Source organism: Promicromonospora sp. NPDC110617, from assembly GCF_055598465.1.
In genome coordinates this window covers 1,375,328-1,392,253 of the sequence record NZ_JBVKBM010000001.1, presented here as the reverse complement: position 1 = coordinate 1,392,253, position 16,926 = coordinate 1,375,328, and the positions used below count along the sequence as shown (strand labels likewise).

Annotated in this window: 16 protein-coding genes; 10 read left to right on the top strand and 6 right to left on the bottom strand. The window is 72.4% G+C overall.

Annotated features, from left to right (window positions below; all coding sequences use genetic code 11):
• Positions 1 to 3 precede the first annotated feature (3 nt).
• The 3 genes from ACZ7LE_RS06050 (at position 4) to ACZ7LE_RS06040 (ending at position 6,240) form a co-directional block, all read left to right on the top strand.
• On the top strand, positions 4 to 1,239 hold the full coding sequence (locus ACZ7LE_RS06050) for a sensor histidine kinase (RefSeq protein WP_470402407.1): 1,236 nt from the start codon (positions 4 to 6) through the stop codon (positions 1,237 to 1,239).
• A gap of 389 nt (positions 1,240 to 1,628) precedes the next feature.
• Positions 1,629 to 5,444: a multifunctional oxoglutarate decarboxylase/oxoglutarate dehydrogenase thiamine pyrophosphate-binding subunit/dihydrolipoyllysine-residue succinyltransferase subunit gene (locus tag ACZ7LE_RS06045; protein WP_470402406.1), complete on the top strand. Its 3,816-nt coding sequence runs from the start codon at positions 1,629 to 1,631 to the stop codon at positions 5,442 to 5,444.
• Between the two features lie 88 nt (positions 5,445 to 5,532).
• Positions 5,533 to 6,240: a VOC family protein gene (locus ACZ7LE_RS06040; protein ID WP_470402405.1), complete on the top strand. Its 708-nt coding sequence runs from the start codon at positions 5,533 to 5,535 to the stop codon at positions 6,238 to 6,240.
• A gap of 19 nt (positions 6,241 to 6,259) precedes the next feature.
• On the opposite strand, the gene ACZ7LE_RS06035 is transcribed toward ACZ7LE_RS06040, so the two are convergent.
• Complete coding sequence (locus ACZ7LE_RS06035; RefSeq protein ID WP_470402404.1) at positions 6,260 to 7,255, bottom strand: aldo/keto reductase; 996 nt, start codon at positions 7,253 to 7,255, stop codon at positions 6,260 to 6,262.
• A gap of 166 nt (positions 7,256 to 7,421) precedes the next feature.
• On the opposite strand from ACZ7LE_RS06035, the gene ACZ7LE_RS06030 reads away from it, so the two are divergent.
• Positions 7,422 to 8,366 (top strand): aldose 1-epimerase family protein, encoded by a 945-nt coding sequence (locus ACZ7LE_RS06030; protein WP_470402403.1) that lies wholly within the window; start codon positions 7,422 to 7,424, stop codon positions 8,364 to 8,366.
• A gap of 142 nt (positions 8,367 to 8,508) precedes the next feature.
• Positions 8,509 to 9,102 carry a GDSL-type esterase/lipase family protein gene (locus tag ACZ7LE_RS06025; RefSeq protein WP_084800748.1) on the top strand — a complete coding sequence of 198 codons (594 nt, stop codon included), beginning with the start codon at positions 8,509 to 8,511 and terminating at the stop codon, positions 9,100 to 9,102.
• Between the two features lie 78 nt (positions 9,103 to 9,180).
• On the opposite strand, the gene ACZ7LE_RS06020 is transcribed toward ACZ7LE_RS06025, so the two are convergent.
• The 3 genes from ACZ7LE_RS06020 to ACZ7LE_RS06010 are packed head-to-tail and all read right to left on the bottom strand — an operon-like array spanning position 9,181 to position 11,590.
• Positions 9,181 to 9,978 (bottom strand): DUF4097 family beta strand repeat-containing protein, encoded by a 798-nt coding sequence (locus ACZ7LE_RS06020; RefSeq protein ID WP_470402402.1) that lies wholly within the window; start codon positions 9,976 to 9,978, stop codon positions 9,181 to 9,183.
• A gap of 56 nt (positions 9,979 to 10,034) precedes the next feature.
• A complete protein-coding gene (locus ACZ7LE_RS06015; protein WP_470402401.1) occupies positions 10,035 to 10,724 on the bottom strand; it encodes a PadR family transcriptional regulator in 690 nt (229 codons plus the stop codon).
• Positions 10,724 to 11,590 (bottom strand): DUF4097 family beta strand repeat-containing protein, encoded by an 867-nt coding sequence (locus ACZ7LE_RS06010; RefSeq protein ID WP_470402400.1) that lies wholly within the window; start codon positions 11,588 to 11,590, stop codon positions 10,724 to 10,726. Before ACZ7LE_RS06010 ends, ACZ7LE_RS06015 begins: the two co-directional genes overlap by 1 nt.
• A 157-nt stretch (positions 11,591 to 11,747) precedes the next feature.
• On the opposite strand from ACZ7LE_RS06010, the gene ACZ7LE_RS06005 reads away from it, so the two are divergent.
• Entirely contained in the window at positions 11,748 to 11,822 is a 75-nt protein-coding gene (locus tag ACZ7LE_RS06005) for a 50S ribosomal protein bL37 (RefSeq protein WP_156968370.1), read from the top strand.
• 171 nt (positions 11,823 to 11,993) lie between these two features.
• On the opposite strand, the gene rsrA is transcribed toward ACZ7LE_RS06005, so the two are convergent.
• Positions 11,994 to 12,275: a mycothiol system anti-sigma-R factor gene (gene rsrA / locus ACZ7LE_RS06000; RefSeq protein ID WP_377230388.1), complete on the bottom strand. Its 282-nt coding sequence runs from the start codon at positions 12,273 to 12,275 to the stop codon at positions 11,994 to 11,996.
• Positions 12,272 to 13,018 (bottom strand): sigma-70 family RNA polymerase sigma factor, encoded by a 747-nt coding sequence (locus ACZ7LE_RS05995; protein WP_470402399.1) that lies wholly within the window; start codon positions 13,016 to 13,018, stop codon positions 12,272 to 12,274. The genes rsrA and ACZ7LE_RS05995 overlap by 4 nt, the downstream gene beginning before the upstream one ends.
• Before the next feature lie 376 nt (positions 13,019 to 13,394).
• On the opposite strand from ACZ7LE_RS05995, the gene ACZ7LE_RS05990 reads away from it, so the two are divergent.
• From ACZ7LE_RS05990 to ACZ7LE_RS05975, 4 genes are all read left to right on the top strand, one after another.
• The gene (locus ACZ7LE_RS05990; protein ID WP_470402398.1) at positions 13,395 to 13,868 is read left to right on the top strand and encodes a DoxX family membrane protein; all 474 of its coding nucleotides are present in this window, start codon (positions 13,395 to 13,397) and stop codon (positions 13,866 to 13,868) included.
• Between the two features lie 88 nt (positions 13,869 to 13,956).
• Complete coding sequence (gene aroA / locus ACZ7LE_RS05985; RefSeq protein WP_470402397.1) at positions 13,957 to 15,264, top strand: 3-phosphoshikimate 1-carboxyvinyltransferase; 1,308 nt, start codon at positions 13,957 to 13,959, stop codon at positions 15,262 to 15,264.
• On the top strand, positions 15,264 to 16,379 hold the full coding sequence (rsgA, locus tag ACZ7LE_RS05980; RefSeq protein ID WP_470402396.1) for a ribosome small subunit-dependent GTPase A: 1,116 nt from the start codon (positions 15,264 to 15,266) through the stop codon (positions 16,377 to 16,379). Before aroA ends, rsgA begins: the two co-directional genes overlap by 1 nt.
• A 2-nt stretch (positions 16,380 to 16,381) precedes the next feature.
• Complete coding sequence (locus ACZ7LE_RS05975) at positions 16,382 to 16,912, top strand: endonuclease V (protein ID WP_470402395.1); 531 nt, start codon at positions 16,382 to 16,384, stop codon at positions 16,910 to 16,912.
• Positions 16,913 to 16,926 lie beyond the last annotated feature (14 nt).

The following is a 16,926-nucleotide window of genomic DNA, read 5'->3' as shown; positions in this document are numbered from 1 at the left end:
CCGATGAGACCGCACGTGCCCCGCGTCCCCGACGTGCGTCCGCTCGACCCCCTGCGCTCGCTCAAGATCAAGCTCGGCGTGCTCGTCGCGGCCACCGTGACGGCCGCGGTGCTCATCACCTGGCTCGGCCTCCAGGCGTCCCTGGGGCCGAGCCGCACGTTCCCCCTGGCGATCATCCTGTCGCTGCTGGTCACCCAGATCCTGGCGCGCGGCATGACGTCGCCGCTGCGGGAGATCACCGAGGCCGTCCAGGCCATGGCCGACGGCGACTACACCCGCCGGGTGCGCGCGACGAGCAGCGACGAGGTGGGTCAGCTCGCGCACGCCTTCAACCGCATGGCGGAGGACCTCGCCTCGGTCGAGCAGACCCGCCGCGACCTCATCGCGAACGTGTCGCACGAGCTGCGCACGCCGGTCGCCGCGCTCCAGGCGCAGCTCGAGAACATGGTCGACGGCGTGGTGCAGCCCACCCCGGCCGCCCTGGAGCAGGCGCACGCCCAGACCGAGCGGCTGACGCGGCTCGTCACCTACCTGCTGGACCTCTCCCGGATCGAGGCGGGGGCCTCGGCCCTGAACATCGGCGAGATCGCCGTGGGCGACTTCCTGGAGCACTGCGCCGAGGACCTCCAGATGGTCGACGCCGCCAAGGACCTGCACTACGTCGTGGACGTCACCCCGGAGGACCTGACCATCGAGGGCGACGCCGAACGTCTGCACCAGGTGGTCATCAACCTGCTGCAGAACGCCATCCGGCACTCGCCGCAGGGCGGCGTCGTCCGGCTGGACGCGTACCCCGTGGACGGCACGGAAGGGTCGGACATCGTGCTGGAGGTGAGCGACGAGGGGCCCGGCATCGCCGCCGCCGACCGCGAGCGGATCTTCCAGCGGTTCGTCCGCGGCACCGGTTCGACCGGCGCGCAGCGCGGGGACGCGGGGCGCGGCGACGGTGGCCGGAGCGTCAGCCGGCGGGGCGGCCGGAACCGCGGCGACAAGGGCCGGGCGGGCGCCGTCGACGAGTCCCTGGTCGACACGATGACCGGCGTCGGCGGCACGGTCGGGTCGGGCACCGTCGGGTCGAGCGGCGGCACCGGGATCGGCCTCGCGATCGTCCGCTGGGCGGTCGAGCTGCACGGCGGGCACGTCGAGGTGGTCGACTCCGACCGGGGCGCGACGATGCGCGTCACCCTCCCCGCGCACGCCCACCCGGCACCGGGTGTCACGACGACCCACACGGTCTGAGGACGGAGGCACCGTCCGCACCGGGCGGCGTCGCCCGGGCGTCCGGTGAGAAACCCAGCAGCCTAGGGCTGCGCGGGGCCAGAACGTGAGACGGAGTCCCGTGATCTCTGTCACAGACGCCAAAGATTGGCCGCGCCGGGCGAAACCCCGTAACACCATGTTGGGGACTTCCAGGCCGAATGTTGCCCTGGTTTTGCTCTGGGTGCGAGAAACATGACGAACCTACTTCTTTGACACCGGACCCGCCCGCAACACCCGCGGGATCACGCCCCCCGCGGAGCGCGGAGGGCCTACCCTTGGAGGGTCCGAAAACCATTCGGGCTGTGCGCGCTGTGACCCCTGTGCGGCGCGCGACGAACGCAACTGTGGTGAAGGTGGGCGATCCGCGCGTGTCCCCTAAGGCTGGTTCAGAGTCGATCAGCGTGGCGAGCTCGTCATTCGGAGCCAACGAATGGCTTGTGGACGAGCTCTACCAGCAGTACCTGAAGGACAAGAACGCGGTGGACCCCGCGTGGTGGGACTTCTTCGCCGACTACACGCCGGGCGAGAACGGTTCCGCCAAGGAAGGCGCCACGGCGCCGGCCTCCCCGACACCGACCGCGGCGCCTACGGCCGCGCCCGCGGCGTCCGCCCCGGCCGCCACGCCCGCCGCGACGCCCGTGCCCGAGGCGCCCGCCCCGAGCGGCCCGGTGACCGGCGGCACCGCCGCTGCCGAGGCCGAGCAGCCGGTGCGTGAGAAGGCCCTGCCGGCCGACCCGAAGGTCAACCCGGCCAGCCCGATCGCCACGCCGCCCACCACGCACTACGCGGACACGTTCGAGCGCCCCGTGGCGCACCCGGACGCCGTCGACGACATCCAGAAGCTGCGCGGCCCCGCCGCGCGCGTGGTCACGAACATGGAGGCCTCGCTGGAGGTCCCCACCGCCACCTCGGTGCGCGCCGTGCCCGCCAAGCTGATGGTCGACAACCGCATCGTCATCAACAACCACCTCAAGCGCGGACGCGGCGGCAAGATCTCGTTCACGCACCTCATCGGCTTCGCGCTCGTCGAGGCGCTGGCCGACATGCCCGTCATGAACGCCCACTACGAGCCGGTCGACGGCAAGCCGGGCGTGAACCAGCCCGCGCACGTGGGCTTCGGCCTCGCGATCGACCTGGCCAAGCCGGACGGCTCGCGCCAGCTCCTGGTGCCCAGCATCAAGAAGGCCGAGGAGCTCGACTTCGCCGAGTTCTGGGCGGCCTACGAGGAGCTGGTCCGCAAGGCCCGCGGCAACAAGCTCGGCGTGCCGGACTTCCAGGGCACCACGATCTCGCTGACCAACCCCGGCGGCATCGGCACCGTGCACTCGGTGCCGCGCCTCATGCAGGGGCAGGGCACGATCATCGGCGTCGGCGCCATGGACTACCCGGCGGAGTTCGCCGGCGCGTCCGAGGAGCAGCTCGCCCGGATGGGTATCTCGAAGGTCATGACGGTCACGTCGACCTACGACCACCGCATCATCCAGGGCGCCCAGTCCGGCGAGTTCCTGAAGATCATCTCGAACAAGCTGCTCGGCCTGGACGGCTTCTACGACCGCGTCTTCGCGGCGCTGCGCGTCCCGTACGAGCCCGTCCGCTGGGTGCGCGACAACACGGTCGACGCCGACGTCGAGGCCGCCAAGCCGGCCAAGATCGCCGAGGTCGTGCAGGCCTACCGCTCGCGCGGCCACCTCATGGCCGACACCGACCCGCTGGCCTACCGCCAGCGCAAGCACCCGGACCTGGACATCCAGACCCACGGCCTCACGCTGTGGGACCTGGACCGCACGTTCCCGACGGCGGGCTTCGGCCCCAAGCCGAAGGCGACGCTGCGCGACATCCTCGGCCTGCTGCGCGACTCGTACTGCCGCACCATCGGCATCGAGTACATGCACATCGCCGACCCGGGTCAGCGCAAGTGGCTCCAGGAGCGCCTGGAGGCCGGCTACGCCAAGACGCCGCGTGAGGACCAGCTGCGCATCCTGCGCCGCCTGAACTCCGCCGAGGCCTTCGAGACGTTCCTGCAGACCAAGTTCGTGGGGCAGAAGCGCTTCTCGCTGGAGGGTGGCGAGTCCCTGATCCCGCTGCTCGACGCGATCCTGTCGCGCGCCGCCGAGGGCGGCCTCGACGAGGTCGGCATCGGCATGGCCCACCGCGGCCGCCTCAACGTGCTGGCGAACATCGCGGGCAAGAGCTACGGCCAGATCTTCAAGGAGTTCGAGGGCCAGCTCGACCCCAAGAGCGTCCAGGGCTCCGGTGACGTGAAGTACCACCTCGGCACCGAGGGCACGTTCACCTCCGAGTCGGGCGCCACCACGCGCGTCTACCTCGCGGCCAACCCGTCGCACCTGGAGGCCGTGGACCCGGTGCTCGAGGGCATCGTCCGCGCCAAGCAGGACCGCATCGACCTCGGCGGCGACGGCTTCTCCGTGCTACCGATCCTGGTGCACGGCGACGCGGCCTTCGCCGGCCAGGGCGTGGTCCCCGAGGTGCTGAACCTGTCGCAGCTGCGCGGGTACCGCACCGGTGGCACCATCCACGTGGTCGTGAACAACCAGGTGGGCTTCACCACCGGCCCGACGGCGTCGCGGTCGACCACCTACGCGACCGACGTCGCCAAGGGCTACCAGGTCCCCGTCATGCACGTGAACGGTGACGACCCCGAGGCCGTCGTCCGCACGGCGGAGCTGGCCTTCGCCTTCCGCGAGCAGTTCGGCCAGGACGTCATCATCGACCTCATCTGCTACCGCCGCCGCGGGCACAACGAGGGCGACGACCCGTCGATGACGCAGCCGCTCATGTACAACCTCATCGAGACCAAGCGCTCGGTGCGCAAGCTGTACACCGAGAACCTGGTCGCGCGCGGTGACATCACCGTCGAGGAGGCCGAGCACGCGCTGCAGGACTACCAGTCGCAGCTCGAGCGGGTCTTCACCGAGACCAAGTCCGGCTTCACGCCCGCCCCGGAGACGGAGCACCTCGCGGGCCTGGAGCGCCCGGAGTCGCAGCGCGAGGACGCCGGCACGATGGTCGGCTGGCAGACCGCGATCTCGCACGACGCGCTGCAGCGGGTCGGCGACGTGCACACCACGCCGCCGGAGGGCTTCACGGTCCACCCGAAGCTGGCCCAGCTGCTGGAGAAGCGCCAGCTCATGGCCAAGGAAGGCGGCATCGACTGGGGCTTCGGCGAGCTCGCGGCCTTCGGCTCGCTGCTCGCGGAGGGCACCCCGGTGCGCCTCGCCGGCCAGGACTCGCGGCGCGGCACGTTCGTGCAGCGGCACGCGGTGCTCCACGACCGGGAGACCGGCGCCGAGTGGACCCCGCTGCTGTACCTGTCGGGCGACCAGGCCAAGTTCTGGGTCTACGACTCCTCGCTGTCGGAGTACGCGGCGCTCGGCTTCGAGTACGGCTACTCGGTGGAGCGCCCGGACGCCCTGGTGCTCTGGGAGGCGCAGTTCGGCGACTTCGTCAACGGCGCCCAGACGGTGATCGACGAGTTCATCTCGTCCGCCGAGCAGAAGTGGGGCCAGTCGTCGTCGGTGGTCATGCTGCTGCCGCACGGCTACGAGGGCCAGGGGCCCGACCACTCGTCGGCCCGCATCGAGCGGTTCCTGCAGCTCGGCGCCGAGGACAACATCACCATCGCGCAGCCGTCCACGCCGGCGTCGTACTTCCACCTGCTGCGCCGCCAGGCGTACGCCCGGCCGCGCCGTCCGCTGGTGGTGTTCACGCCCAAGCAGCTGCTGCGGCTCAAGGCGGCGGCGTCCGCGGTGGAGGACTTCACCTCGGGCACGTTCCAGGAGGTCATCCCGGACGCGACGGCGGACACCGCCAAGGTCGACCGCGTGCTCCTGTGCACCGGTCGCGTGTACTACGACCTGCTCGCCGAGCGCACCAAGCGCGGCGACGAGGGCGTGGCCATCGTCCGCCTGGAGCAGCTCTACCCGTTCCCGGAGGCACAGATCCGCGCGGAGCTCGCCAAGTACGGCGACGCCGAGGTGGTCTGGGTCCAGGACGAGCCGCAGAACCAGGGCGCGTGGGGCTTCATCCACCTGGCACTGCCGCTGGACGTGCCGTACGTCAAGGTGGTCTCCCGCCCGGCGTCCGCCTCGACGGCCGCCGGTACGGCGAAGCTGCACCAGGCCCAGCAGAAGACCCTGCTGGAGCAGGCCTTCACCCGCGGCTGACCCGCACACGGGAAAGGCGGGCATCCTCCGGGATGCCCGCCTTTCCTGTGTCCGGCCGACGACGCGCGGCACGCCCTAGGCTGGTGTCATGGCAGACGCGGCCCTCAAGGACCTGGTCATCGACGCGACCGACGGGGCGTCGCTCGGCGCCTTCTGGTCGGCGGCCCTGGGCCTGCGGTCGAGGCCGCCCGGCGAGTCCGCCGCGGACCTCGTGCTCGAGGATGACGTCCCGGAGCACACGGTCTGGATCAACGAGGTCCCCGAGCCGCGCACCGTGAAGCAGCGGGTCCACCTGGACCTGCACGCCACCGTCGAGGAGCTGGAGCGTCTGGGCGCCACGCCGGCCGCGGAGTTCGCGGGCGCCGAGCAGGATCACTGGACCGTGCTGCGCGATCCCGAGGGCGGGGAGCTCTGCGCGTTCCCGGACCAGGCCGCCACGGCTGGCCGGTACCGCCTCTACGCGCTGGTCGTGGACTGCGCGGACGCGGCGGCGACGAGCGCCTGGTGGGGCGAGCGACTGGGTGTGCGACCCGTACGGTTCACCGACCGGCCGTGGTACCGGCTGGAGCCCGGCGACGGGCTGCCCTGGCTCATGCTCTTCATCCCGGTGCCCGAACCGAAGACCGTCAAGAACCGGATCCACTGGGACGTCTGGGGCGAGACGGAGCGGTTCCTCGCGGCCGGGGCGACGCTGCTCGCCAGCCGCGAGGACTCACCTGACCCGCACGTCTTCTGGGACGTGCTGGCCGACCCGGAGGGCAACGAGTTCTGCGTGTTCCGCCCGGACCGCGACTGAGCCGGCCCGGGCGGGAGCCTCACCACCGGTCGTGGACGTGCTCCTTGATCAGCTCGTCGTAGATCTCCCGCACGCCCGACATGAACAGCGGGCCCAGCGTCGCGGCGTCACCCGCGGCCGCGTTGGCCCGCGCCTGCTCCACGTTGCGCGCACCAGGGATGACGGACGAGACGCCCGGCCGCTGCCACGCCCACGCGATCGCGGCCTGGGCCGGCGTGAGGGTGTCGCCCAGGATCTCCCGGGACAGCTCGGTGAACCGGGCCGCCGCCTCGAGGCCCACCTCGTAGGGCACGCCCGAGAACGTCTCGCCGACGTCGAAGGCGGCGCCCTCGCGGTTGAAGCTGCGGTGGTCGTTCTCGGCGAAGACCGTGTCCTTCGTGTACTTGCCGGAGAGCAGCCCGGAGGCCAGCGGCACGCGTGCGATGATGCCGACACCCGCCGCGGACGCCGCGGGCAGCACCTCGTCGAGCGGCTTGAGCCGGAACGCATTGAGGATGATCTGCACGGAGGCGACGTTCGGGCGCGCGATGGCCTCCAGGGCCTCCGTGGTCTTCTCGACGCTCACGCCGTACGCCGCGATCACGCCGTCGGACACGAGCTCGTCGAGCGCGTCGTACACGGCGTCCGTGGAGTAGACGTCCGTGGGCGGGCAGTGCAGCTGGACCAGGTCCAGGCGGTCGACGCCGAGGTTCTGCCGGGAGCGGTCGGTCCACTCGCGGAAGTGGTCCAGCACGTAGTTCTCCGGGACCTGGTCCATGCGCCGGCCCATCTTCGTGGCCACGGTGATCCCGGCCTCGGGGTGCTCCTTGAGGAACGCGCCGATCACCTGCTCGCTGCGGCCGTCGCCATAGACGTCCGCCGTGTCGAAGAAGGTCACCCCGGCCTCGAGCGAGGCCTCGAGAACGGCGTGGGCATCGCTCTCGCTGACCTCTCCCCAGTCAGCGCCGAGCTGCCAGGTGCCCAGGCCCACGGCCGATACAAGCCGACCAGTCCGTCCGAGTACCTGCTGTTCCATGGTTCCTCCTACTGCTGGGGCGGGCAGAGCTGCCCGCGCGGACCCGTCGTCGGGCCCAGTTCCTCAGGGGCCCCGCGTGCTGTGTGGGGCCCGACCGTCTAGCCTGCTCTCTAGTCTGCTGTCTCACGCTACGTGGCGCAGGCGAAAATTGCCCTACGGTTACGGTGTGAGTGTGACGACAGAAATTCCTCCGGTTGCTGCCGCAAGGCCCCATCCTTCCGGGGACCAGTTCCGCATCAGCCACGCGGGCCATCGCGCCACCGTCACCCAGGTGGGTGCGGCGCTGCGAGAGTACTCGGTGGACGGCCGTGATGTCGTGGTGCCCTTCAGCGCGGACGAGATCAACCCCGTGTTCAACTGCGCAGTCCTCATCCCGTGGCCCAACCGCCTGCGGGACGGCGCCTACGAGTACGGCGGCGTGAGCCACCAGCTCCCCGTGACCGAGCCGGCGCGCAACACCGCGCTGCACGGTCTGGCGGCGTTCGACCGCTGGTCCGTGGTGGAGCACACGGGCTCCGCCGTCACGCTCGAGCTCGAGCTGGTGGCACGCCCGGGCTACCCGTTCCAGCTCGTGGCGCAGATGCGCTACTCCCTGTCCGACGCCGGCCTCGAGATCACCCTCGACGTCACCAACGTGGGCGCCGACACCGCGCCCTACGGCTGCGGGTTCCACCCGTGGCTGTCCACAGGCGGCGCCGACCTGGACGAGTGCACCCTGCGGCTCGACGCCGCGACCCGCGTGACGACCGACGAGCGCCTGCTGCCGACCGGCACCGAGCCGGCGTCGGGCATGTTCGACCTGCGGGAGGCGCGCAGCGCCGCCGGCGTCGACCTGGACGACGCGTACGTGGATGTCATCCGGGACGAGGCGGGCCTGTCGTGGGCCCACCTGACCGGCCCCGACGGGAAGACCGCGGCGGTCTGGATGGACGAGTCGCAGGACGTCTGGCAGGTCTGCACGGGTGACCACATCGAGCCGGACCGCCGGCGGATGGGCCTCGCCGCCGAGCCGATGAGCTGCGTCGCGGACGCCTTCCGCACCGGTGAACGGCTCGTGCACCTCGCCCCGGGCGAGCACCACGGCGTCCGCTGGGGGATGACCCTGCTCTGACGATCTCCGCGTTGTCGCGACGCGGCGCGCGGCCGTCGGCGCGTTGTCACCGATCGGCCGCGCTCCGTGCACCACAATGGGGAACCGGCCGTCCGCCAGGCTGCCGGGAACAGGCAAGGAGAGTCCGTTGCAGGATCGCGAGGTGCGCATCTGCGTCGTCGGTGACGAGCTGGCCACGGGTGTCGGAGACGCCCGTGCGCTCGGCTGGACCGGCCGTGTCGTCGCGCGTACCCACTTCGCCCGGCCCGCCATGCTCTTCACGCTCGCCGTCCCCGGTGAGAACAGCACGCAGCTCGGCGCCCGCTGGGAGGCCGAGACCGCTGCGCGGTTCGGCCCGGACTCCGAGGTCGAGAACCGCCTGGTCGTGGCCCTGGGACGGCATGACGTCGCCGCGGGGCTCACAGTCGCGCGCTCGCGCCTGAACCTGGCGAACATCCTCGACGTCGCGGACGCGAACCGCACGGCGGCGTTCGTCGTCGGGCCGCCGCCCGGCGCGCCCGCCGAGGGCGACCGGATCGCGGAGCTCTCCGACGCCTTCGCCGACGTCGCCAGCCGGCGCCGGGTGCCGTACGTCGACACGTACACGCCGCTGGCGCAGCACGAGCAGTGGCTGGCCGACCTCGCGCAGGGCGGCGGCACCTATCCCGGCCAGGCCGGGTACGGGCTCATGGCGTGGCTCGTGCTGCACACGGGCTGGCACAGCTGGCTGGGCCTGCCTCAGGACGAGGTCGCGTGACAACACCACCCCGTCAATGTGTCAGGCGCTCAGGTCACCGTGGTGACCTGAGCGCCTGACACGTGCGGGACGGGATCGTCAGCCGCGGGTGATCGTGGCCGTTCCCGAGACCGTGTTGGTCGAGATGTAGGCCGCGGCCCCCGGCTCCGCGTGGTCGACGACGACGGTGCGCTGCGCGCTCGACGTCGCCTGCGCCCCGTCGATCACGACCTTGCCCGTGACGCTGCGCGCGCGGAGGTTGACCGGTGCGCCGGCGTCGAGCTGGACGGCGGCCGCGCCGGAGACCGTCTTGGCGTTGACCAGCGGCGTGGTGCCGACGGCGGTGACGTCGACCGCACCGGACACGGTCTGGACCGAGACCCGGCCCAGGGCACCTGTGAGCGACACGGCGCCGGACACGGTCGTGGCCGACGCGTCACCCGAGTGCTCGGCGATGCTCACGGCACCCGTGCCGGACTTGGTGGTCACGGAGCCGGCGGTCCCGGTGACCGTGATGGCGCCGCCCGCGGTCTTGACGTTCACGCCGGCCTGCGCGCCGGTCACCACCACCTCGGCGCCCACGGTCGCGACGTCGACCACGGACGTGGCCGGCACGGTGATCCGCACGACGGCGCTGTCCTGGTCCTTCAGGCCGCGGAACCGGTCCACGAAGCCCTCAAGGCCCGGGAAGTCGTACGCGACCCGGAGGTTGCCGTGCTCGGCGAGGACCTGCAGCGGCCGCGTCGAGACCTCGAGAACCTCCACGACGGCACCGGACGTGCGGTTCGGGTCGGCCACGATCTCAGCGCGGCCGTTCGTCAGTCGGACGGTCAGGGTCGTGGCGCCGCCGACCTCGATGGTCTGCGGTGCGGCCACGCTCCAGGACTCGGTGGTCATCGCTGTGCTCCGTTCATGGGGATGGGGGGGGTCACTGATCTGGTCAGGGCGGGTGGTCACTGCGGGCTCGTGCGGTGCGCGCCGGGCGACGAGCTGCTCGCACTGTTCGGCAGGGTCCCACGGATCGCGGAACGCGCCGAGTCGAGGACGGTGCGCAGCGTCTCCACGGTCAGCGCCGACACCGTACCGGTGACGTCGGCCTCCCGCAGGTCGGCCAGCACGTCGTTGCGGAACCGCTGCAGCACCGCCTCGGCGTCGTGCCGCAGCGAGTTGGACTGCGTGCGGCGCGCGTCCGGCACGGTGCCCGGGCCGGGTCGCGGGCGGGTGCGTACCTCCTGTGCCGCGGCCGCGAGCTCGGCCCGCAGGCCGCGCATCGTGTCGCGGATGTCGGCCCGCACGTCGTCCGCGAGGCTGCGCACCGTCTCGGCGACGCTGCGCTCCAGGCGCCTGACGTCGTCGAGTCGGGCGTCGAGCTCGGCCTGGCCGGCAGGGGTGAGCTCGTACGTGCCCTTGCGCCCGGCGCCGGGGAGCCTCGGGGTGCCGGCCGGTCCGGGCGCGGAACGGCGCACCAGCCCTTCCTCCTCGAGCCGGGCCAGCCGCGGGTAGATGGTCCCCGCGCTGGGGCGGTACGTGCCCCCGAAGCGCCGGGTGAGCTCGGTGATGAGCTCGTACCCGTGCCGGGGCCCGTCCATGAGCAGCACCAGGAGGTAGAGGCGCAGCTCGCCGTGGGCGAAGACCGGTGGCATCACAGCTCCACGGGCGAGTGGTCCGCGGGGGTGGCGTCGACGGGGGCGTCCTGCGGGCCGCCGACGACGGTGACCTCGCCGGAGACGCTGGTCGCGCGCAGGCGGGTGGTCCCCTGGCCGGCAGGCCCGGCCTCGGTGCGGCCGACGCCGGAGAACGTGGCACCGCCGCCGCCGGAAAACTGCGCGCCGCCCACCGTCACACGCCCGCTGACGCTCTGCGCCGACACGGCTACCGCGCCGTCGTCCGGCACACGCAGCAGCAGGTTGCCGGACACCGAGTTGACCTTGACGGACCGCGGCTGGGTCGCCAGGTCGATCGTCACGTCCCCGGACACCGACGACGACACGACGTTCTCGGCGGACCCGCTCACCACGACGTCGGCGGACACGGTATTGCTCGTGATGTCGCCCACGTGGTCGCGGACCGTCACCTCGCCGGAGACGGTGTTCAGCTTGAGGTCGCCCGCCGTCCGCGAGACCAGCAGGGAGCCGGAGACGGTGGACGCGGACGCCCCCGCCGTCGTGCCCGCCAGGAGACACTCGCCGCGGATCGTGCCCAGGCGCACCGCGGTGCCGGCGGGCACCGCGACGTGGATGTCGGCGCGCGCCTTGCCACCGAAGTCGGCGAACCGCTTCATGAACGAGCCCCAGCCGCCCAGGCCGCTCTCGTGCTCGATGACCAGGCGGCCGTCCTCGAGGCGGACCTCCAGGGACCGGCCCTCGACGGAGTGCACCTCGACGCGGACGACGGGCTCGTCGTGGGCGACGACGTCCAGCCGGCCGTCGACGACGTGGGCGTCCACGCTGGTCACGTCGTGCAGCTCGATGGTCTGCGGACCGGTGACGGTCCAGCTGTCCGTGGTCATGAGTGCCTCCGCTGCTCGGGTCCTGAACGCGATATATCGCGTTGATGCCAGACACGATATATCGCGTTGATCGACCTGACAACCCCTCGCGGCCTGACAACCCCCGGATCTGTGGGACCATTGAGCCATTCAGTCCGTCACCTGTCAGGAGACACCCATGAGCAAGCGCGGTCGCAAGCGCCGTAGCCGCAAGGGCTCGGCCGCCAACCACGGCAAGCGTCCCAACGCCTGAGCCGTAGGTGAGGCGAAGGGTGGGGGCCGAGGAACGAGGCATCCCGCCCGGAGCCGAACCGCAGGCTCAGGCGTTCGAAGGAACAGCTTGAGCCGTAGGTGAGGCGAACAGCCTGAGCAAACGAAAGGGCCGGCACCCCCGCGGGGGTCCGGCCCTTCGTCATGCCCGGTGCTAGGCGGTCTCGACGACCGTCATCACCGTCAGCTGCTCATGGATCCTGATGCGCAGCGTGTCCGGCGCGCGCTCGCTGCACGACCGCTTCACGAGCTGCTTCACCAGGTCCTCGACGCTCAGCTCCGCCAGGCACGGCGAGCAGTGGGCGACGTGGGCGCGCATGCGCTGCTCGTCGTCCGGCGTCATCTCGGAGTCCAGGTACTCGTACAGGTGCGTGAGTGCGTGCTCGCACTCGGACTCCCCCGCCGTGTCGTGCGGGACGGGTTCGATGTTGTTCACTGCGCACCTCCGGGCGCCTGGCTGACGAGTCCTCGCTGAGCGGCGTAGTCGGCGAGGAGCTCACGCAGCTGCCGGCGTCCGCGGTGCAGACGGGACATGACGGTCCCGATCGGCGTCCCCATGATCTCCGCGATCTCCTTGTAGGGGAAGCCCTCGACGTCGGCGTAGTACACGACCATCCGACGGTCCTCCGGGAGCTCGGCGAGCGCCCGCTTCACATCGCTGTCCGGGAGCCGGTCCAGCGCCTCGGCCTCGGCCGAGCGCAGTCCGCGCGACGTGTGCGACGCCGCACGCGCGATCTGCCAGTCCTCGACGTCCTCCGCCTGGGACTGCTGCGGCTCACGCTGCTTCTTGCGGTAGCTGTTGATGAACGTGTTCGTGAGGATCCGGTACAGCCAGGCCTTCAGGTTGGTGCCCGGCCGGTACTGGTGGAACGCCGCGAACGCCTTGGCGAAGGTCTCCTGCACCAGGTCCTCCGCGTCCGCGGGGTTGCGCGTCATGCGCAGCGCCGCGGAGTAGAGCTGGTCGAGGTACTGCAGGGCGTCCCGCTCGAACCGCGCGGCGCGGGCCGTCGCGTCCTCCTCCTGGGGGGACCGCTCGGTGCCCTCGGCGTCGGTGTCGGTGTCGACATCCGTGGTCCCGACGACGGCCTCGCTCGCGGCCTCGCCGGGGCGCGCCTCGACGTCGGCGCTGCCGGCATCGGCGCCTGTGCCCTGGTTCTGCTCACGGGAAGTGTCAGTCATCGCCCTTGAGCCTAGCCGCGTCGGCCAGCCGGTGTTGGCCGGAAGGGCGCCGAAAGCGCTCTGCGCGGTGCCGGACAGGACGTCCGCCGTGGCCTTCGCCGAGTCCGTGCCCGGGTCCAGAAGGTGCGTCGGGACTGCTCCGAACATCAGGGGAGCGCTCGGCGCGACCGCCGACGAACCCGCCGCCGCACCGGGCAGACCGCTGGTCTCCGGGCTGGTTGTTGCGTTTGTCACCGTGCCGATCACCGTGTCGTTCACCGCATCCTTCTCGAGGCATTGCTCCACGTCGGCTTCAACCGTTGTCCGCGGTCTCGAATTCCCGGCGGCTCGCGGGCATCCTGCTGCGTCTGCCGCCCGCATCTGCCAAGGTGGAACCATGCTGCTTCGACACATCGCGCGACCGCTGCTGGCCTCCTCGTTCATCTACGACGGCGTGCAGGCTGCCCGGAAGCCGAGCGAGCACGTGGCCGCCGCCCGCACGGGATCGGCCCTGGCGACCAAGGCACTCGGTGCCGAGCCGCTCAGCGAGAAGCAGGTCGCCACGCTCGTGCGCGCGCACGGGGTCGCGACCGCCGCGGCAGGCACGCTGCTCGCGCTGGGCAAGGCGCCGCGCGCCTCCGCCCTCGCCCTCGCGCTGCTGACCCTGCCGCTCGCCCTCGTGAACCAGCCCTTCACCGCGCCCAAGGCGGAGCGGCCCGCGCGCACCGACCGGTTCCTGCACAACCTCGCCTCGGTCGGCGCCGCGCTCATCGCCGGCGCGGACCTCGAGGGTCGGCCAGGCCTGTCGTGGCGCGTCCAGCAGGCGCGAGCTGCGCGGGCGGACGCGAAGGCCGCTGCCGCCGAGGCGTGACCGCCGTGTCAGACGTGCAGGTCACCCGGGTGACCCGGGTGTCTGACACGAGGCGCCGCGCGGGCCTCCTCCGCGATAATCTCGGCACATGACTTCTTCGACCACCGCGCCCGCACCGACATGGGAGGCGCCGCTCGCCGGCGCACCGCTGGACGCGACGGTCGAGGTACCCGGCAGCAAGTCGCTCACCAACCGGCTCCTGGTGCTCGCTGCCCTCGCGGACTCCCCCGGCACCCTGCGCGGCGCCCTGCGCAGCCGGGACGCAGACCTGATGATCGGCGCCCTGCGCGCCCTCGGCGCGGGGATCGAGGAGGGCGACCAGCCGAGCACCCTCCACATCACGCCGGGGCCGGTCACCGGCGGCACGGAGGTCGACACCGGGCTCGCCGGCACGGTGATGCGGTTCCTGCCGCCGTTCGCGGCCCTCGCCGACGGCCCGGTCCGGTTCGACGGCGACCCCGAGGCCCGCGTGCGGCCGATGCTGCCGGTCCTCGCCGCGCTGCGTGCGCTGGGCGTCACGGTGCACGACCCGGAGCACCCGGGCGAGCTGCCGAGCTTCCTTCCCTTCACCGTCGAGGGCCGCGGCAGCGTGCCGGGCGGCTCCGTCGACGTCGACGCCTCGGGGTCCTCGCAGTTCGTGTCCGGACTGCTGCTCGCCGCCGCGCGGTTCGAGCGGGGCCTGACGCTGCGGCACATCGGCGCCACGCTGCCGAGCCTGCCCCACATCGAGATGACGGTCGCCACGCTGCGCGACGTCGGCGTCGAGGTCGACGACTCGCGCGACGGCATCTGGAGCGTGCGGCCCGGGCCCATCGCCGGCCGCGACGTGCGCGTCGAGCCCGACCTGTCGAACGCGGCGCCGTTCCTCGCCTCCGCCCTCGTGGCGGGCGGCACCGTCCGGGTCCCCGGCTGGCCCACACTCACCACCCAGCCGGGCGCCATGGTGCCCGAGCTGCTGGAGCGCATGGGCGGCACGTCCACCCTGGCCGACGGCGTCCTGTCCGTCACCGGGACGGGCGAGATCCACGGGATCGACGTCGACCTGCACGCCGGCGGCGAGCTCGCACCGACGTTTGCCGCGCTGGCGGCGCTCGCCGACTCCCCCTCCCGGCTGCGCGGCATCGCCCACCTGCGGGGCCACGAGACCGACCGCCTGGCCGCGCTGGCCCGCGAGATCACGCGGCTCGGCGGGCAGGCGGAGGAGACCCGCGACGGCCTGGTCATCACGCCGCGGCCGCTGCGCGGCGACGTCGTGCGCACGTACGCCGACCACCGCATGGCGACCTCGGCCGCGCTGCTCGGCCTGCGCGTACCAGGGGTGCTGGTCGAGAACATCGGCACCACGGCCAAGACCCTGCCCGACTTCACGGGCATGTGGCTGGGCATGCTGGGCTGATGGGCCGCCGCGACATCCGCGACGAGTCGGACTTCAAGTCCCGCCCGTCCAAGCGCGGGTCCCGGCCCCGGACCAAGCAGCGCCCCGAGCACTCGGACGCCGTGACCGGACTGGTCACCGGCGTGGACCGGGGGCGGTACACGCTGCTGGTCGACGACGACGTGACGGTCACCGCGATGAAGGCCCGCGAGCTCACCCGCACGCGGGTCGTCGTCGGCGACCGGGTCGACGTCGTGGGCGACACCACCGGCGGGGAGGGGTCGCTCGCCCGGATCGTGCGGATCCAGGAGCGCACCTCCACGCTGCGCCGCACCGCGGACGACACCGACCCCTACGAGCGGATCGTGGTGGCCAACGCGGACCAGCTCGTCATCGTCACGGCGCTGGCCCAGCCGGAGCCGCGCACCGGCATGATCGACCGCTGCGTCGTGGCCGCGTACGACGCCGGGATGTCGGTGCTCCTGTGCCTGACGAAGGCCGACCTCGCCTCCCCCGACCACCTCCGCGCGCTGTACGAGCCGCTCGGGGTCCAGGTGGTGGTGACGCAGCGCGCGCCGGCCGGCGACGACGGCGCCGTGGTGCTCACCCCGGAGTCCGTCGAGGAGGTGCGCGACCGCCTGCGCGGCCTGGTGTCGGTGCTGGTGGGGCACTCGGGCGTCGGCAAGTCGACGCTGATCAACGCGCTGGTCCCCGAGGCGAGGCGGGCCACCGGGGTGGTCAACGACGTGACGGGACGGGGCCGGCACACCTCGACGTCGGCGGTGGCGCTGCGGCTGCCGGTCGAAGGCACGGAGAGCGACTCCGTGGAGGACGGCGCGCCCGACGAGGGCGGCGCCGAGCCCGGCGAGGCCTTCGACGGCTGGGTGATCGACACGCCGGGCGTGCGCTCGTTCGGCCTGGCGCACGTCGAGGTGGCGCACCTGCTGCACGCCTTCGAGGACCTCGACGAGGTGGCGCAGGAGTGCCCCCGCGGCTGTACGCACCTCGCGGACGCGCCCGACTGCGCCCTCGACGACTGGATCGAGGCCTCCCCCGAGACCGAGCGCCCGGCGCGCGAGGCCCGGCTCGCCTCGTTCCGCCGCCTGCTCTCGTCCCGGACGGGCTCGGACGCCTGACCATGACCGACGGCATCCCGCGCTACGGCGCGGTGGACGTGCAGTACCTGGACGACGGCGGGGCGCGAGCCGCGCTGGTCGTCGCCGAGGACCCGGCGTTCGGGACGCTGGTCGAGGAGCGCACCGTGCTGGTCGAGCAGGTCGCGGAGTACCGGCCAGGGCGGTTCTACGAGCGCGAGCTGCCGCCGCTCCGCCAGGTGCTGGCCGGCGTGGCACCGCTGGACCTGCTGATCGTGGACGGCTACGTGGACCTCGACCCGGCGGGCAGCCCGGGGCTGGGCGCCCACGTGGCCGACGCAGGGCTGGCCCCGGTGGTCCTCGGCGTCGCCAAGACCCGGTTCCACGCCGCGTCGCACGCCGCCGAGGTGCTGCGCGGACGGTCCGACAAGCCCCTGTACGTCACGGCGGCAGGGATGCCGCTCGACGCCGCGGCAGACCTGGTCCGCCAGATGGCCGGCGACGCGCGATTCCCCGCCGCGCTGCGACGGGTGGACCGGCTGGCGCGCGGGGCGGACCCGGTGCCTCGCCGCTGACGGGACCTCACAGA